At 40.6% G+C, this 16,217-nt stretch carries 15 protein-coding genes; 4 read left to right on the top strand and 11 right to left on the bottom strand.

Features of this window, described 5'->3' with window-relative positions; genetic code table 11:
- Positions 1-62 precede the first annotated feature (62 nt).
- The 11 genes from tsaB to CGC57_RS07795 form a co-directional block, all read right to left on the bottom strand.
- Positions 63-698, bottom strand: a complete 636-nt coding sequence (gene tsaB / locus CGC57_RS07845) for a tRNA (adenosine(37)-N6)-threonylcarbamoyltransferase complex dimerization subunit type 1 TsaB (protein ID WP_095898692.1) — start codon at positions 696-698, stop codon at positions 63-65.
- 43 nt (positions 699-741) lie between these two features.
- Positions 742-885, bottom strand: a complete 144-nt coding sequence (locus tag CGC57_RS07840; protein WP_081450876.1) for a DUF559 domain-containing protein — start codon at positions 883-885, stop codon at positions 742-744.
- A 162-nt stretch (positions 886-1,047) separates the two neighbouring features.
- Complete coding sequence (gene rsmI / locus CGC57_RS07835; RefSeq protein ID WP_095898691.1) at positions 1,048-1,719, bottom strand: 16S rRNA (cytidine(1402)-2'-O)-methyltransferase; 672 nt, start codon at positions 1,717-1,719, stop codon at positions 1,048-1,050.
- A complete protein-coding gene (locus tag CGC57_RS07830) occupies positions 1,719-2,774 on the bottom strand; it encodes a DUF8457 domain-containing protein (protein WP_095898690.1) in 1,056 nt (351 codons plus the stop codon). Before CGC57_RS07830 ends, rsmI begins: the two co-directional genes overlap by 1 nt.
- 27 nt (positions 2,775-2,801) lie before the next feature.
- Positions 2,802-3,692 carry a fructose bisphosphate aldolase gene (locus CGC57_RS07825; RefSeq protein WP_095898689.1) on the bottom strand — a complete coding sequence of 297 codons (891 nt, stop codon included), beginning with the start codon at positions 3,690-3,692 and terminating at the stop codon, positions 2,802-2,804.
- A 282-nt stretch (positions 3,693-3,974) separates the two neighbouring features.
- Positions 3,975-4,766 (bottom strand): superoxide dismutase, encoded by a 792-nt coding sequence (locus tag CGC57_RS07820; RefSeq protein ID WP_095898688.1) that lies wholly within the window; start codon positions 4,764-4,766, stop codon positions 3,975-3,977.
- A 42-nt stretch (positions 4,767-4,808) separates the two neighbouring features.
- Positions 4,809-5,615 (bottom strand): toxin-antitoxin system YwqK family antitoxin, encoded by an 807-nt coding sequence (locus tag CGC57_RS07815; RefSeq protein WP_095898687.1) that lies wholly within the window; start codon positions 5,613-5,615, stop codon positions 4,809-4,811.
- A gap of 53 nt (positions 5,616-5,668) precedes the next feature.
- On the bottom strand, positions 5,669-8,140 hold the full coding sequence (locus CGC57_RS07810; RefSeq protein WP_095898686.1) for a glycoside hydrolase family 2 TIM barrel-domain containing protein: 2,472 nt from the start codon (positions 8,138-8,140) through the stop codon (positions 5,669-5,671).
- 76 nt (positions 8,141-8,216) lie between these two features.
- Complete coding sequence (locus CGC57_RS07805; protein WP_095898685.1) at positions 8,217-8,663, bottom strand: hypothetical protein; 447 nt, start codon at positions 8,661-8,663, stop codon at positions 8,217-8,219.
- Between the two features lie 44 nt (positions 8,664-8,707).
- Positions 8,708-9,712: a BtrH-related acyltransferase DarH gene (gene darH / locus CGC57_RS07800; protein WP_095898684.1), complete on the bottom strand. Its 1,005-nt coding sequence runs from the start codon at positions 9,710-9,712 to the stop codon at positions 8,708-8,710.
- A gap of 100 nt (positions 9,713-9,812) precedes the next feature.
- Positions 9,813-10,676, bottom strand: a complete 864-nt coding sequence (locus tag CGC57_RS07795) for a M48 family metallopeptidase (protein ID WP_095898683.1) — start codon at positions 10,674-10,676, stop codon at positions 9,813-9,815.
- 351 nt (positions 10,677-11,027) lie between these two features.
- On the opposite strand from CGC57_RS07795, the gene CGC57_RS07790 reads away from it, so the two are divergent.
- From CGC57_RS07790 to CGC57_RS07775, 4 genes are all read left to right on the top strand, one after another.
- Positions 11,028-12,992, top strand: a complete 1,965-nt coding sequence (locus CGC57_RS07790; RefSeq protein ID WP_095898682.1) for an alpha-amylase family glycosyl hydrolase — start codon at positions 11,028-11,030, stop codon at positions 12,990-12,992.
- The gene (locus tag CGC57_RS13030) at positions 12,982-13,518 is read left to right on the top strand and encodes a hypothetical protein (RefSeq protein WP_232747217.1); all 537 of its coding nucleotides are present in this window, start codon (positions 12,982-12,984) and stop codon (positions 13,516-13,518) included. The genes CGC57_RS07790 and CGC57_RS13030 overlap by 11 nt, the downstream gene beginning before the upstream one ends.
- A gap of 76 nt (positions 13,519-13,594) precedes the next feature.
- Positions 13,595-14,155 (top strand): hypothetical protein, encoded by a 561-nt coding sequence (locus CGC57_RS07780; protein ID WP_095898681.1) that lies wholly within the window; start codon positions 13,595-13,597, stop codon positions 14,153-14,155.
- A gap of 112 nt (positions 14,156-14,267) precedes the next feature.
- Positions 14,268-16,214: a glycogen debranching enzyme N-terminal domain-containing protein gene (locus CGC57_RS07775; RefSeq protein ID WP_095898680.1), complete on the top strand. Its 1,947-nt coding sequence runs from the start codon at positions 14,268-14,270 to the stop codon at positions 16,212-16,214.
- The last annotated feature ends 3 nt before the right edge of the window (positions 16,215-16,217 follow it).

Genomic DNA, 16,217 nt, shown 5'->3' with positions numbered 1-16,217 from the left:
TAAATAATTCGCCAATTAGCAAATTTGTAGCTATGATAATTAACAATTTTAACAAAAAACGGCTATTTTAAGTAGGTAGGCTCAAAATAAGCTATATCTTCAAAATCTTGGGCGTTGTATTTTGCTATTGCAAAAGGGAGCATATCTTTGGCTTGAGGGAAGGCATCGGGGATAAAAACAGCATTGGGGTGCTTACAAATCGCAGCAAATTTATTACTGCCATCGCCTAAGAAAGTTACTTTGCCTTTGTTTAATTCATCTTGATAACTATGTTCATCGAGGATTTTAGCTTCGGTGGGGGTTACAAACTCATATTGGCTATTAAATACCGCACTATAGACTTCCATACGGCGGGCATCGAGCATTGGTATAATGCAATTGGCTTTGGCTTGATGAGCGAGGATTTGGAGGGTAGGAATTGCTATAAGGGGTTTCTCTAAGGCAAAACAGAGACCTTTAGCGGTGGCAATCCCTATGCGCAAACCGGTATATGAACCTGCACCAGCACTTACTGCTATAGCATCTAAGGCTGAGAGGGGCATTGAGGCTTGTTGCATCACAGCTTCTATAAAGAGATGTAAATTTTCAGAGTGAGTGAATTTTCCAGCATTCTCGGACTTTTCAGCGAGAATACGATTGTCTTTTGACAAGGCTACAGAACAATTAAGCCCTGAGGTTTCTATAGAAAGTAAAAGCATTTTTTTGAATAATATCTAATAAAATTTTCTCGTTTTAATTCCTCTATTGAAAAAACGAATGAAAGTTAATCCATATTTTTGGATTTTTATCTTCTACATATCTAAAATCGTGAATATGACCATCTATTTCAATAACTAACTTTAATTCTTGACAATAGAAATCAGAAAAACATTGTAAATTTCCCACGAATTACACGAATTTTCACGAAATGAGAAGTGCATAAAAGTCTTTAATTTTTTATTATCTCACGAATTTTCACCTAACGGTGAATTATTTTGTGAATATATCTATGATATAAAGCTATAAATCAATGTTTTGTTATATCGGACTGATGCAAAAGCGATACTATTACTTGTTAGCTGAAACAATCATCACTATTTCTCCTTTTACATTTTTATCTTTATAAAAATCCAATAATTCTTGAAGGGTACCCCGTTGGGTTTCCTCGTGAAGTTTGGTAAGTTCACGCGAGAGACTCGCAGGTCTATCAGCACCGAAAGTAGTGATAAAATCGGTGAGAGTTTTGAGGAGCTTGTGAGGGGAAACGTAGAAAATCATTGTTTTGTTTTCGGTAGCAAGCTGTGAGAGGCGGGTTTGGCGACCTTTTTTATCGGGTAAAAAACCTTCGAAAGTAAATCGGTCGTTAGGCAAGCCGCTATTCACTAAGGCAGGCACAAAAGCTGTAGCTCCTGGCAGGCATTCCACAGCCACTCCCTCGGCAATACAAGCGCGAGTGAGCAGGAAACCGGGATCGGAGATGGCAGGCGTACCGGCATCGGTGATGAGGGCGATGGTTGTTCCCCCTTTGATACGCTGCACCCAACTATCTACCACCTTATGTTCGTTGAACAGGTGGTAGCTTTGCATCGGGGTGTGAATATCGTAGTGTTTGAGGAGCTTACTGCTGGTGCGAGTATCTTCGGCTAAGATGATATCCACCTCTTTGAGTAGCCTAAGGGCACGCAGTGTTATATCCTCTAAATTTCCAATAGGGGTAGGAATCAAATAGAGTTTGCTCATTACACTTCAAAACGTTTAAGAACGAGGTCAAGGAAGCGTTGTTCGTACTCTTCTTTACCTTTCCAATAGTTGTAAGTAGGTTTTACTTCTTGCTCGATATAAACTACAGCATCTTGCATAGAATGAAGGTCGGCTATGTGTTTTACTACTTTGTTGTACTCACTTTCACTACCAAAGAAAAGTTTTTGTACAAAAGCCAATTTATCATTCAAGCCTATTTGAGCCGTTTTACCAAATTTATCGTTGAGTGACTGTGCAGGTTTTACCTCTTCATCGGCATCTTTTTTATCGAAAACTGTATGTTTGCTTTGAGAAATAAACTCTTCTAAGGAAGGTGTTTGTTTGAGAATGCGTTCTTCATCGGTATACTCAGGTTGCTGGATAAAATCAGCGAGCTGTTTGATTGCAGATTTTGAAAGTTCAGACTCGTCTATTTCAGGTTTTTCAATGGTAGGCTGTTCAATAGCAGGTTGTTCAATGGCAGGTTGTTCAATTTCAAATGTTACTGCTGACGCTTCTTCGGGGGTAGGTTTTTCTACTATCTCTGCTTTTTCTACAGGTTCAGCAACTTCTTCAGTTTTTGAACGATTTACAGGTAGTGCCCAATGAGGTTCTGGATACTGCTCTTCTTTCAAAGTTTTTTTGGCTACTGGCTTTTCGGCAGGAGTTGGTTTTTCAGCAGGAGCAGTTTTTTCTTCTTTTGTAATAGGCGCTGGTTCCATTGCCACAAAGGTAGCGGGTTCCTCTTTTGGAGTTTCTTTAGCGGCTGTTTTAGGAGCAGTGATAGGTTGCACTTCAGATGCTTCGACTTCGATATCAAAAAGATCTTCTTGACGATTATCATCAATAAAATCGGATACCTTACGCATAGTTCGGTACATACGATCTTCTGAAGCTCCAAGTGTTTGGTAATATTTTTCCACAAAAGTGAGAATGGTAATTTTCTCGGTGATTTTGTGCGCTTGTTTGTTCAGTTGAGCAAGGTTCCACTCTCCTTCGTTAGCGAGAATTTCAGTAGCTAAGATAATGAGGTCGTGTTCTAATGCTTCTTTCATTTGTTACAAATTTTTAGTTCTTTTTTATTATTTAATAGAGGCTTCGTAAATACCTTCTACGGTATGAGCCAGAGCGTTGTTGAACTGTTCATCGGTTTGTGTTGCAGAGAGTCCTTCGGTAAGGGCGCGAGAAAAACTAGCAATTACACCTTTGTTTTCGGCGAGAATGGCATTAGCTTTCTCGCGTGGATATCCTCCTGAAAGAGCGACCACGCGCACTACACGAGGATGCTGAGTAAACTCTTTGTACAAATTGTTGATTGTAGGTAGAGAGAGTTTGAGCATCACATTGGCAGTAGAAGGCAGGGCGTCTAACTGTTTTCTAACTTCGTCGCGTAAAATAGCCTCGGCAGGAGATTTATCGGGGATATTGATATCCACTTCGGGTTCTATGATAGGCACCAATCCTGCGGCTATAATCTGTTTAGCTACCTCAAATTGTTGCTGAACTACTCTTGCAATGCCTTTAGGAGAAGCCTTTTTAACCACTGAACGCATTTTAGTGCCAAAAATATGTCGTTCGTTAGCGCGAGATAATAGTTCTGCAAGTCCGTCAATGGGTTTCATCAGTTGTACTCCGTCGCTATCGAGGGGTTCTAAGCCTTTATCTACTTTTAGGAAAGGTACTACGTGTTTTTCATCCCAAAGATAATCGGCGGTGTATTTACCATCGATTTGTCTGTCCATAGTTTGTTCAAACAAGATAGCGCCTATAATTTTATTGTGAGAAAAAGCGGGACTTTTGATAATGCGGGTGCGCATTTGATGAATGAGGTCGAACATTTGTTCCTCGTTGCTATATTGATCTTCAGTTATCCCATAGAGTTTGAGGGCTTTAGGGGTACTTCCTCCACTTTGGTCAAGAGCTGCAATAAAGCCCTTGCTATTTTTCATTTGTTCAAATTGTTCTTTATTCATTGCTATTAAGTTTTAAAGAATATGCTACAAAGGTACAACTTATTTTTAAATAAAAAAATTTAATCCAGCAACTTGTTTTAAAATGCCTACCCCGTTCCCCTCCCGAAGGGAAGGGACAAGCCGCAAAAGCGACTTTTTTGGTGAGATATATTTGATATTTGTTAGGGGCGTTTGCAAAACGCCCCTACATAAAGCGATTGATTTTCAAGACAATCAACTTTGGCAAAGGTCGTAGCACGACGAGCTATTAAAACTTTGACAAAAGTGATTAGATGACTTGCCTTAGGGTTTAGTGGCAATTGCTTTTTGATAGAGTTGTTCAGCTACATCCCAATCGATTACGTTGAAAAAGTTGTTGATGTAATCGCCGCGGCGGTTTTGGTATTTCAAGTAATAAGCGTGTTCCCATACATCCATTGCTAATACAGGAATACCTGATACACCTAAGCCTGGCATCAATGGGTTATCTTGATTGGCAGTGCTCACGACTTGCAATTTACCGTTATTGACTACTAACCAAGCCCAACCAGAACCAAAACGTTTAGCTCCTGCTTCGGCAAAGGCTTTTTTGAAGTTCTCAAAGCTACCAAAATCGCGGTCGATAGCGGCTGCTAAGGCTCCTTTAGGGTTTCCACCACTGGGTGACATCCCTGCAAAATACATATTGTGATTGTAGTAACCACCGGCATTGTTGCGCAAGGTTGCATTGTTCATATCAAGCGTGCGAAGGAGTTCCTCAATGCTCATTTGCGCTTGAGGGGTACCCGCTACCGCCTTGTTGAGGTTGTTCAAATAAGCGACATAGTGTTTAGAGAAATGGATGAACATTGTTTCCTCATCGATATATTCTTCTAAATCGAAATATTTGTACTTTAGAGGCACAATAGCAAAAGCACCTGCTTCGGCTTTTACATCTTTAGGGTCACCGTAGTTAGAGCCTCTTTGGACACCTATAACGGTCTCTTCTTGTGCTTTTTTAGTTTTTGTTTTTTTCTTCTGAGCGTAAAGGTTACCAGAAGTGAAGGCTGTAGCCAAAGCTACGGCGCTGAGTGTGATTGCGTTTTTGAGTTTCATATAATAAATTAGTTTATTTAGGGGTTAGGGGGATTAGAATTTTTAGTTGTAATTAACGGTTTTTACGATATTGTCGTGGTCGTAAGTTTCTTCAGAGGTGAGTCGACCGGCTTGGTTATAGTATTTCCAAACACCCTCTTTTCTGTTGTTTTTATAAGTACCTTCTTCGGTGATTTTACCATTAGGATAATAGATAACGCTTTTTCCGTTTTTCTTACCATCCTTATAGGGCATTTCAGAATATAACTTACCATTGGAATGATAGGTTTTATACAGAACGAGCTCACCATTTTCTTTCAAAAGTTCTTTTGACAAATAGCCTTCTCTTTGGTAATACTTTTGAGAGCCATCTTCTTTACCTTCTTTGTAAGTGTGTTCTTCAGAGAGTTTGCCATTATCGTAATATATGCACAGGGTGTAATTTTTTTCGCCTTTGTAATCAGATTCTGACTGCAACCACTCGGCATCGTCATCCCAGAGTTGCCATTTGCCCCAAGGCTTTCCATCCTTGTAATTTTTGAGGGATATGAGTTTTCCTTTATCGTTGTAATACTTCCAAGTACCGTCGTTTTTACCATTCTTGTAGTGTTCCTCGGCGGTGAGTTTACCTTCACCATTATAGCGTTTGTAAGCACCATTGATGCGCCCCTCTACAAAGGTTGCTTCGTAATAGGCACCGCCGCTCATCACTACTTTGTAAGCCCCGTCAAGAGGTTCATCGGTAGTGTAGAGTTTGAAAAACTTCTCACCTGCAAATACTTGCTGACGGACATCTCTTTCAGGGAGTAGTTTTTGGGCAAATGAGATGCTGACAAGCAGCAAACTAATGGATAAAAATAGAGATTTCATATTTTTCAATTAACAATTAATAATTAACAATCAGTAAATATGTTGTACTGAGATTATCTTACCATTATATCAATTTTCCCTTTCAATTTCTTAGTCTTAGCCTCTATGTTTATTATACCTGATTTATCTCCTGCTTGTACCATCATCACTAATTTTCCGTTGAAGAGGTGCATTTTAGGCAAGTGGAATTGGTCGGTGCAAGTAGCATCGCCATTGGCAGCTGCTTTATAAAAGCCTGCTCCTTTAACGGTAAACGTTACTAAATCGTTTACAGTAGGGCATAGATTGCCGTCCTTATCTACCGCTTCTACGGTGATGAAAGCGAGCTCTTTGCTATTAGGGGTAAGTTCTGTTTTGTATTCAGTGCTGAGACGCAAGGCATAAGGCTTGCCTGCAGTATGGATTTCTTTTTCGGCTACTGCCTTACCATTGTCATCATAGGCTACTACTTTCACAGTACCAGGTTCGTACTTAGTATCCATCCACATCAGGCGGTAACGCTTCTGACGTTCTAAATCTGAAGGATTACCGTCTTTTTCTTCCTCTTCTAATTTTATAGAAAGGTCTTTAGTGCGTTTGCCTTGACTCTTGCCATTGATAAACAATTCGGCTGAAGGATAATTCGTATAAACGAAGATAGGAGTTACTTCACCCTCGCGCCCTTCCCAATTCCAATGAGGGAGGATATGCAAGGTTTCGGCTTCCTTATTCCAATGTGAACGATAGAGATAGAAGCGGTCTTTAGGCAAGCCTGCCAAATCTACTGCCCCAAAATAGGAACTGTGGGAAGGCCATTCTACATAGTAAGGAGTAGGTTCGCCAAGATAGTCGAAGCCTGTCCAAATGAACTCGCCTACGGTATAAGGCAAATCCTCTTGATGTATCCAGTCGTCTTCGGGCAAGTTTGACCAACCGCAGTGTTCTACGTCATAAGACGACGATTGCATATCGGGGTATTTAGCCATTGATTTGCGCTCTACGGGGAACTTATACACCCCACGCGAACTTACCGTTGAAGCGGTTTCACTACCCAAAATAAGCTGTTGTGGCAACTTGCGGTAAGCCTCTTTGTACTTAAACGGACGGTAATTGAATCCCATTAGCTGCATTGTTGCTGCCATATTGTTTTTAAGCACATCGTGGGGTCTATCCATACCATTGCTCACGGGGCGGGTAGTATCGTATTTTTTGATGATATCTTGCAAATAGCGCGCTACTTGCGAGCCACTTTCTACGCTTTGCTCTTCCACCTCATTCCCGATGAACCACATCAGCACGCTAGGGTTGTTGCGGTAGTGTTTTACAAGGTTGGTAAGGTCTTTTTCAGCCCATTCTTTGAAGTACAAGTGATAACCATTTTCCACTTTGGGGATAGCCCATTCGTCGAAGCTCTCTACAGCCAATAGCATACCCATCTCGTCGGCTAAACGGACGTATTCAGGCGCCGGCATATTATGAGAGGTGCGGATAGCATTTACGCCCATATCCTGCATAATGCTTATTTGTCGGCGTATGGCACTCTCATTTACCGCAGCACCCAGCGCCCCTAAATCGTGGTGCATACACACCCCTTGGATTTTGATTTTTCGTCCGTTGAGGTATAGACCATCGTTAGGTTTGAGTTCGATAGAGCGCACCCCAAAGGTAGTGGTTACCTCATCTTTTACAGTATCACCTTCATAGAGTTTGGTAACCGCTTTATAAAGGTACGGCTTGCCGATGTCCCACAAGCGAGGGTTATCAATATACAATTCTGCTGAAATCTTATCGGTAGTGTAAGGAGTTGCTTTGGTATTAGCATACGCTACTCTTTCACCTTGATTGTTGAAAATAACAGTTTCTGCTGCAATAGAAGTCTTTTTATCAGCTACAAACTCAGTATTTACTACTACTTTGGCGAAGTTGTTTGTTATTTCGGGGGTGGTAATCTGTACGCCCCAAATAGGGATATGCGTTTTGTTTTTAGTGATGATATGCACATTGCGGTACAAACCAGCCCCTGGATACCAACGAGACATCTGGGTAAGGTTGTTAAGTCGCACTGCCAAAGTGTTGTTATTGGCTTTTACGTAAGGAGTGATATCCAAGAAGAAAGTGTTGTAGCCATTGTGCCATTCACCCGCTTTTTGTCCGTTTACGAATACTTCGGGGTTACTCATCGCTCCGTCAAACTGTACAAACACTTGCTTATCGGACGTAAGTTCAGGTACGTTGAACTGCGTGCGGTACCAACCTACACCTACAAAAGGTAACCCTCCCGTACGTCCTGTGTGTTCAATAGCTGCTTTTTGTCCGTCCTGCTTGATAGCCGTGCGCTGGATATCGTTTTCCATATCAAAAGGGCCATAGATAGCCCAATCGTGAGGCACGGTTACGCGTTGCCATTTAGCATCGTTGTAGTTCGTTTGTGAGAAGGCGGGTTTGTCCTCACGGGTAAATTTCCACCCTTTTTGGAGGGTTTGCTGTTGTTGTGCCCAGCTTGTAGCGACAACGCCTAATAAAAGTAAAAGGTTGATTTTGTTCATTCTTATAAATCAGTAGTTTTTTAAATTGGAGTTTTGGGAGCATCTTATAGCTTTCGTTTATCTTTTCACTCCTCGATTAATTTGAGTCCACCTCAATTTTTGAAATAGTTACAGAGTTTGCCTTTAATTTTTTTCCGTTGAGGAGAGGAAATGAAAATTGAAGGTGGTGATCATTTCCAATCCAATAATTACCAAATTCTGCACCTTGTCCTTGGACGCCATTGCTCCAAGGTTGCAAAACTTGTCCATCGGTGGTTCTCGCTTGCATATAAACTCTACCTTTTGGTTTAGAATTGGCATTGGATTTTTTCAACAACAAGTTTACATACAACACCGTGTTACCTCCATCTCCACCCCATTGTTCTTTATCTATTTTGGCAGTAATTCCATTTTGAGTGAGTTCTCTAGTGCCTTCTGGGCACTCTTTACCACTCCCTTTATCATCATCTTTTCCACAAGAGACTAAGGTAACTGCTGAGCATAGTAGTAATAATGCAAACGTTACGTTAATCAGCTTTTTCATCTTTATGATGTTTTTTAAATTATTAATTCTGCAAATGTAAGGATTTATTTTTTACTTACAAGTTTCAGTTTCTTAAAAAACGCTTCTTCTCTCACGGCTATGGCGTACAACTGTTGTGAGAGGGCGTTATAGACATCGGCTTGGGTGCTGCGGTTTTTGTATACGCGGGCTATGGCTACTGCAAAGTCGCGCCACGCATCACCTATGTCGGTAATTTCTTTAGAGAGTTCTAATAAGGCATCGTTTTTCAGGAGTTTGCCGGCTTCTTGCAAGAAAGCGCCATAGATAAACCTAAACCCTGCCCCTCCTGTACCTACTTCTTCCTGCATACGTATCAGCTGGGCGAGGTAGTGATTGGTGGTTTTTGCACCTTTCTTGCGGTACCATTTCAGAATATCCTTGCTAACTGTCTTGATGCCTGCCACCCCCACTATCGGCACGGGAGCGAGCATCGTACTGCACGTTTGCTTGATACCCTTCCATATTGCCTTTTCTAATGAAAGTTCTTTAGGCAGATGGGTGGGGTAATACAAATGTCCTTTAGGAGCCAACACTCCACTGGGGAAGCGCACTTTGGTGAGTTCTTCGGGGGTAAGCGTGGTAACGTGTGGAATCACGGGATCGCTGATGAGGTACTTGCCGTCCTCTTTGCCATAAACTACTAAGTTATGCGCGTTGAAATGAAAACGGTATTCATCGGGAAAATAAGGCAAGTTGAACACCCCTACTTGCAAACCCGTAGGGATACCTTTTGCGAGATTGTCGTCGAGGGCTTGTTGTGCCTTTTCGGGAGAAGAAAACTTTTGGCGTTTCACCTTAAAACCTAATCGTTTAGCTACTTTACTAAAAATATGCCCCGGCATAGTGCGGTAGCTAATAGCGGGAGCTTCATTTACTTTTATCCAAGGAAAATAGAAGAACAAGAGTCCGGAGCCAATACCAAAAACCATAGGCTCACTCAGCTGAACGCCATTGAAATATAACAAATTAGAGGCTACACCATTCTCACAGTGCGCCGATTGTCGATGTTTAAAATCTATTGTTGCCATATAAAATCGGGCAAAGATAGGAGATAATTAGCAAATTAGCAAATTAGCAAATTAGTAAATTTGGCAATTTGCAGATGGGTCAATTGCGCGATGCTAATTATTAGCGAGTATTATAGGCATTTTTAATTCTATTTTTTAGAGAGGGGTGAGTTACACTTCCTTTCATCATCTTGTTCTCAGTGATTTCATTGAGTTTTTCAAGTGTTTGAACGTATTGCTCTGCTCCTACTTTTCTCACAGCAAATGCATCTGCTTGATATTCTAATCGGCGTTGAAAAAAATAAGGGATAAGTATAAAAGCAATAACTCCATAGATAAGCCCCTCTAATGCTACTATAACAGGCTCCATAATTATATCTCTATAATGCTGACTTTCAATAATATTTTCAGAAAAACTATATATAAAAACAAAGATAATAGAGCTTACCATATTTAGGAAAAACATTTTGTACAAATGTCCTAATTTCAGATGTCCTATTTCGTGGAAAACAACCCCTTTTAGTTCATTATCAGTCATTTTTTCGCATAGAGGTTCTCCTATGAGAATTGTTTTGGTAAAAGGAAAAACTCCCGTCGCAAAAGCATTTTCAATTTTTCCTTTAATGATGCGTATGCGATACGAGTAGCCTTCATTACGCAGAAAAGACTCGATTTCTTCATTTTTTAAATACTTCTTTTTTTGAAATAATGCCCTTAAAGGTACAATCAAAAAATAGTAAGAATTGATGAGTGCTAACACTATCACAGCCATTGCATTTGTAAACTTTATATGACTGAAAAACAACATCATAAGAATAAAAATTAACGAGACTACAGCACTATCAAACAGCTCATCTTTCCATATAAAAAGATCTGTAAAAGCATATTTTTTCTTTTTGTCTATTTTGAATGAAAGGTACGCCACAAAGATTTTCAAAGCAAAAATGGCAATCACATAAATAATGTAGAGGAAGAATGGATTCATATTTATTAGGTTTTATATGTTATTGAGCGCAAAAATAATAAATCATTAGGAAATTTACAAATTAGCAAATGGAAAAATGTACTTTATTACGCTTCAAAATTATGAATTTTCTATCCTTTTTCACTAAAAACACCTATTAAATTTCCTATAAATCTCTATAATAATTAACATTTCGTTTAGGCTCTTTCCTTGAAAAACCGCACTTTACAGTGTATAAACTTAAAATTATAAAAAATTTTCTCGGGAAAATTTGGTAGTATTCAAAAAAATATATTAATTTTACGGCGAATTTAATTGACTTACTCAAAAGCCGAGAATTCGACTTTTCCGTAGCCACAAACACCAAACATTATGAACGACCCACTCTTGCTACCATACCTCCCTATCATTCAGGGAAGGCATCAGCACTTTATAAACACACTTCATAGAGTGCAAGGGGACGCTAAGTGCCTTGCTGATGCTTGTAATTCGCACCTCTATTACGGTCTGCACCGTAACAATACAGAATGGGTGCTACGCGAGTGGGCTCCAAATGCAACAGCTATCTTTCTTCTTTGCGATAGCAACGATTGGCAAAAAAACAATCACTATTCTTTTACTAAACTAAACGACCAAGACTGGGAATTGCGTCTCCCTGCTAATATCCTCCGCCACGAAATGCTCTACAAATTGCTCGTGGAATGGGAAGGAGGTAGCGGCGAACGTATCCCTTCACATACTACCCGCGCTGTGCAAGACGACTATACCAAAGTGTTCTCCGCCCAAGTGTGGTGTCCCGATCATCCCTACCACTGGCAACACCCGCGCCCCAAAGCTGCTCCACATCCGCTTATCTACGAAGCACATATCGGGATGAGTACTGAGCACCAGCGCGTGAGTACCTTTATAGAGTTCCGCCTCTATGTGCTACCTCGCATTGCTGTTTTAGGTTACAACACCCTCCAACTGATGGCAATACAAGAACACCCTTACTACGGTTCTTTTGGCTATCAGGTGGCTAACTTCTTTGCGGTAAGTTCGCGCTTTGGCACCCCTGAAGAACTCAAAGAACTCATCGATGCTGCCCACGGCTTGGGTATACGCGTACTGCTTGATATTGTACATTCACATTCGGTGAGCAATGAGGCTGAAGGTCTCAGCCTTTTTGACGGCACTGACTATCTTTACTTCCACCGTGGCGAGCGCGGTAAACACCCTGCTTGGGACTCCCGTTGTTTCGACTATGGCAAGCCACAAGTGCTCAATTTCCTACTCTCAAACTGCAAATATTGGCTTGAAGAGTTTCGCTTCGACGGTTTCCGTTTTGACGGGGTTACTAGTATGATTTATTACGATCACGGTCTGGGCAAAGCCTTTACCGATTATAGCTTCTATTATGATGGCAATGAGGACGACGACGCTTTGGTGTATCTCACTATGGCTAACCAACTTATACATGAGCTCTACCCCGAAGCGCTCACCATTGCCGAAGAAATGAGCGGACTGCCAGGGCTTGCTTCCCCCATCAGCGAGCAGGGAATGGGCTTTGACTACAAGTTGAGTATGGGCATCCCCGATTATTGGATCAAACTTCTCAAGGAAGTCCCCGATGAACAATGGCACGTAGGCGATATCTATTACGAACTGACTAACAAGCGCGCTGAAGAACGCACCATTAGCTATGCCGAAAGCCACGACCAAGCGCTTGTAGGCGATAAAACCATATTCTTCCGCCTTACCGATAAGGAAGTGTATACCGGAATGAGCGTGTTCGACCACAATCTAGTTATAGACCGCGCGATGGCTTTACACAAGATGATACGCCTCATCACTTTAGCAACAGCAGGAGGCGGTTACCTCGCCTTTATGGGTAACGAATGGGGGCACCCTGAGTGGATTGACTTCCCTCGCCAAGGCAACAACTGGAGCTATGCCCACGCTCGCAGACTATGGAGCTTAGTTGATAACCCCGACTTGAAGTTTAAATACCTCAACGCTTTTGATAGCGCGATGATACACTTTGCCGCCGAGAGCAAATTCCTCGACCGTGAACCTCGTGTGTTGGTGCGCGACATCGAGCGACAATTACTCGTATTTGAACGCAGTGGGTACTTATTTGTTTTCAGTTTCAACCCCACCACCTCCTACACCGATTATCAGTTTGATGTGCCAGCAGGCAAATATATCACGGTACTCAATACCGATAACCCCGCCTTTGGAGGTGATAACCGCATCGATGAAAGCGTAGAACATTTCACACAGTACACCGGTAAGGAGAATTTGTTGTCACTATATGTACCCGCGAGAATTGGCTTTGTGTTGAAAAATGACAATTAACAAAGGTTATGGCTTAAACAACACATCACGTTTTGAGAAAAACATTATGAAACTTAAAAAACTTATAGGTATATTATTAGATACTATTTATCGTGATCATATTTACTTGATAAGCCCTGTAATTAATTGGACATTAATCGATGGGGTAAATAGGCACTTTAGAGATAATTACAACAAAGTATTACCCACCTTATTGAAGTGGCAGGAAAAAGGGTATATCTCTTTAGTAAATGATGATGATACTATTTTTATTTTTCACCCTGAAAAACTACCTTTAAAAGAAGATTTACGATCAGAGAGTGTTCTTGTTAAAAAGGAAGAAATTATTGATGATTTCATACACAAAATAGAGGTATACTATAGAAATTTTGGAAGTGAATGGTCTATTTGTGATTTTTCTCAAAATGAAGTTCGAAAAGAAGTAATGAAAATTTTTCTACCAACTCTTGAACAAAAAGGCATTATCAAAATGATAACAGATGAAAGATTTGAAATCATTGATTTACCATCTAATCAATTAAAGTGAGTAACAGCTTTTAAGGTAAGAGCCCTAATATCTTATATATTTTCACAACTTTAAGTAAGCAAAAAAAAATAAGAAAATGGAAATCATAAGCTCAAAAAACCAACAACTCATCAAAGATTTATGTGATTGGAAAATCAATAGAGAACAATTTATAGAAAAAACTGCTTTTAAAGCTAATTACGAACAGTTAAGATATTTATTATTGAGTGTTAAGGATTATATAAACAAAAATGAATACAATCAATACTTTGGCGCTATTCTTTGGGATTTACCCAATAGTATGAGTAATAAAGAAGATGAAGCTTTATTTCAAGAGTTTTTGTCATGTGATTTTCACTCTGAACACGAGAATATGGCAAGTACTTTTCAGTCTACTTTTAACAATAATATAGAAAACATTCCTATCTTACTAAAAGCAATAGAGAACGTCCCTAAATATTTAGAGCCAGAAGATTTTAAATACCCTTATGTAAGAAAAATCATTTATGCTATAGGTGCCCAGCCACAACCTGAAAGTTTTTTAGCTTTAGAGCAATTAGTTTCTCAGACTAAAGACGTAGAAATAAAAAAATTAGCTTTACACCAATTAAAAAAGCGGAAAGAATTAGGCCGATGGGAGTATGAAAGAAATAAATAATGAGCTATAAACTTAGTCAAAGTTTAAAACATTAACTAACTCTAAAACATAATAACGCGTATTATACTACAACCTAATTGTTAATTATTAATCGTAAATTGTTAATTGAAATATGAGTTATTTATCATTTAAAAAAGACCAACTTATTAACCTTGAATATTCTCTCGCGAGAGAATTTCTCGGTACTAACCGCGGTGGAGGTTACTGCTCCTCTACCCTCGTATTCTGTAATACCCGTAAGTACCACGGGCTACTTGTTGTGCCTATCGAAAAGTTCAGAGGCAAAAACTATGTAATGCTTTCCTCCTTAGATGAAACCATCCTACAACACGGACGCGATTTTAATTTTGGAGTGCATAAATATGAGGGCACCTACGAACCTCGTGGGCATAAGTACATTGTTGATATATCGTATGAAAAAGCCTTTACAGTAACCTATCAGGTAGGTGGGGTAGTACTCAAAAAAGAAATTTTAATGATGCATAACGCCCCGCAAGTGCTCATTCGCTATACTTTAGAGGACGCTCATTCGGCTACTCTCTTGCGCTTGAATCCGCTATTGGCATTCCGTGATATCCATTCACTTAGCAAGCAAAACCCCGTAGCCAATACCCAAGTAGAAGAAGTAGACGGTGGCGTACGTGCCAAATTATACCCTGAGTTCCCTTACCTATATATGCAACTCAGCAAACCTGCTAATTTTGGTGGTGCTGCTTATTGGAATAACAATATCTATTACACCAAAGAAAAAGAACGCGGCTACGATTTCCAAGAAGATTTGTTGAGTGTTGGGGCTTTTGAGGTGAGTTTGAAAAAAGGTGAGAGCATTGTTTTCTCTGCCAGCTTAGAGGAAGCTAAATCTAAAAATCTCGCTAAGGATTTTACTAAATATCTGAAAGAACGCGCGGACCGCAATTCGTTTGAAGAATGCTTGCAATACACAGCCTCTCAGTTTATCATTCAGAAAGCAGGCGAAACACGTATCAAAGCAGGTTATCACTGGTATGATAGCACTACCCGCGACACCTTTATAGCACTCCCTGGTATTGCTCTTTCAGGAAGTACCGCCAAAATATTCGACGAGGTGCTACAATCAGCACTCAAATACTGCTACAACGGGCGCTTTGCTCGCGACATCAGCACCCACATAGTAAATCCTGTGTTTGATGCCGACACCTCCTTGTGGTTCTTCTGGACACTCCAACAATACGAAAAAGAAACCACAAGAACCAAAAAACAAATCTGGAAAGAGTATGGCGAGACCCTCAAAGCTATCCTCAACGCCTTCAAAAGTCGTGAACACAAAACAATGCGTATGGACGACAACGGACTTATATGGAGCGACGACCTCAGCCGTCCGCTTACGTGGTTCAACGCCGAAAGTAACTATGGAGCTATCGTACCCCGCAATGGCTATGTAGTGGAAGTGAATGCTCTGTGGTACAATGCCGTATGTTATGCTTTGGAATTAGCCAAAGATGCAAAGGACAAAACTTTCCTATCCGAATGGGGTACTATGCCCGAAACTATTGCCGAGAGCTTCAATCAGATATTTTGGATTGAAAGTGAAAAATACTTAGCCGATTATGCTAACAACACTCACCAAAACACCGAAGTGCGCCCTAATCAGCTATTGGCTTGCGCCCTTGATTATTCACCACTTAGCGAAAAACGCCAACGCAAAGTGTTAGCGATTATCACTCAAGAGTTGCTCACTCCCAAAGGCTTGCGCAGCTTGTCGCCCGAGAGTCCGCGTTACGAAGGAGAGAGCGTAGGCAATGTATTTGTGAGAGATAAAGCTACTTTCAACGGCTCAGTACACCCTTGGTTTGTAGGGTTCTATGTAGAAGCAAACCTCAAACTCTTTGGCGATACTTACATCCCCGATGGCAAAGCCTTCTTAGAAAATTTTGAAGAAGAAATCAACACTCACGGTGTTGGACTCATTTCTGCCATCTACGACGGCAACCCACCTTTCAACCCTCGCGGTTGTATTTCCAACGCCAAAAACGTTGCCGAAATATTGCGCGCTCAATGGCTACTTTCAGATAAGAAGTAAGAG

This window comes from Capnocytophaga sputigena (genome assembly GCF_002302495.1).
Classification (GTDB): domain Bacteria; phylum Bacteroidota; class Bacteroidia; order Flavobacteriales; family Flavobacteriaceae; genus Capnocytophaga; species Capnocytophaga sputigena.
Note: the sequence above shows the minus strand (reverse complement) of the source record. Positions and strands in the feature narration are given on the sequence as shown.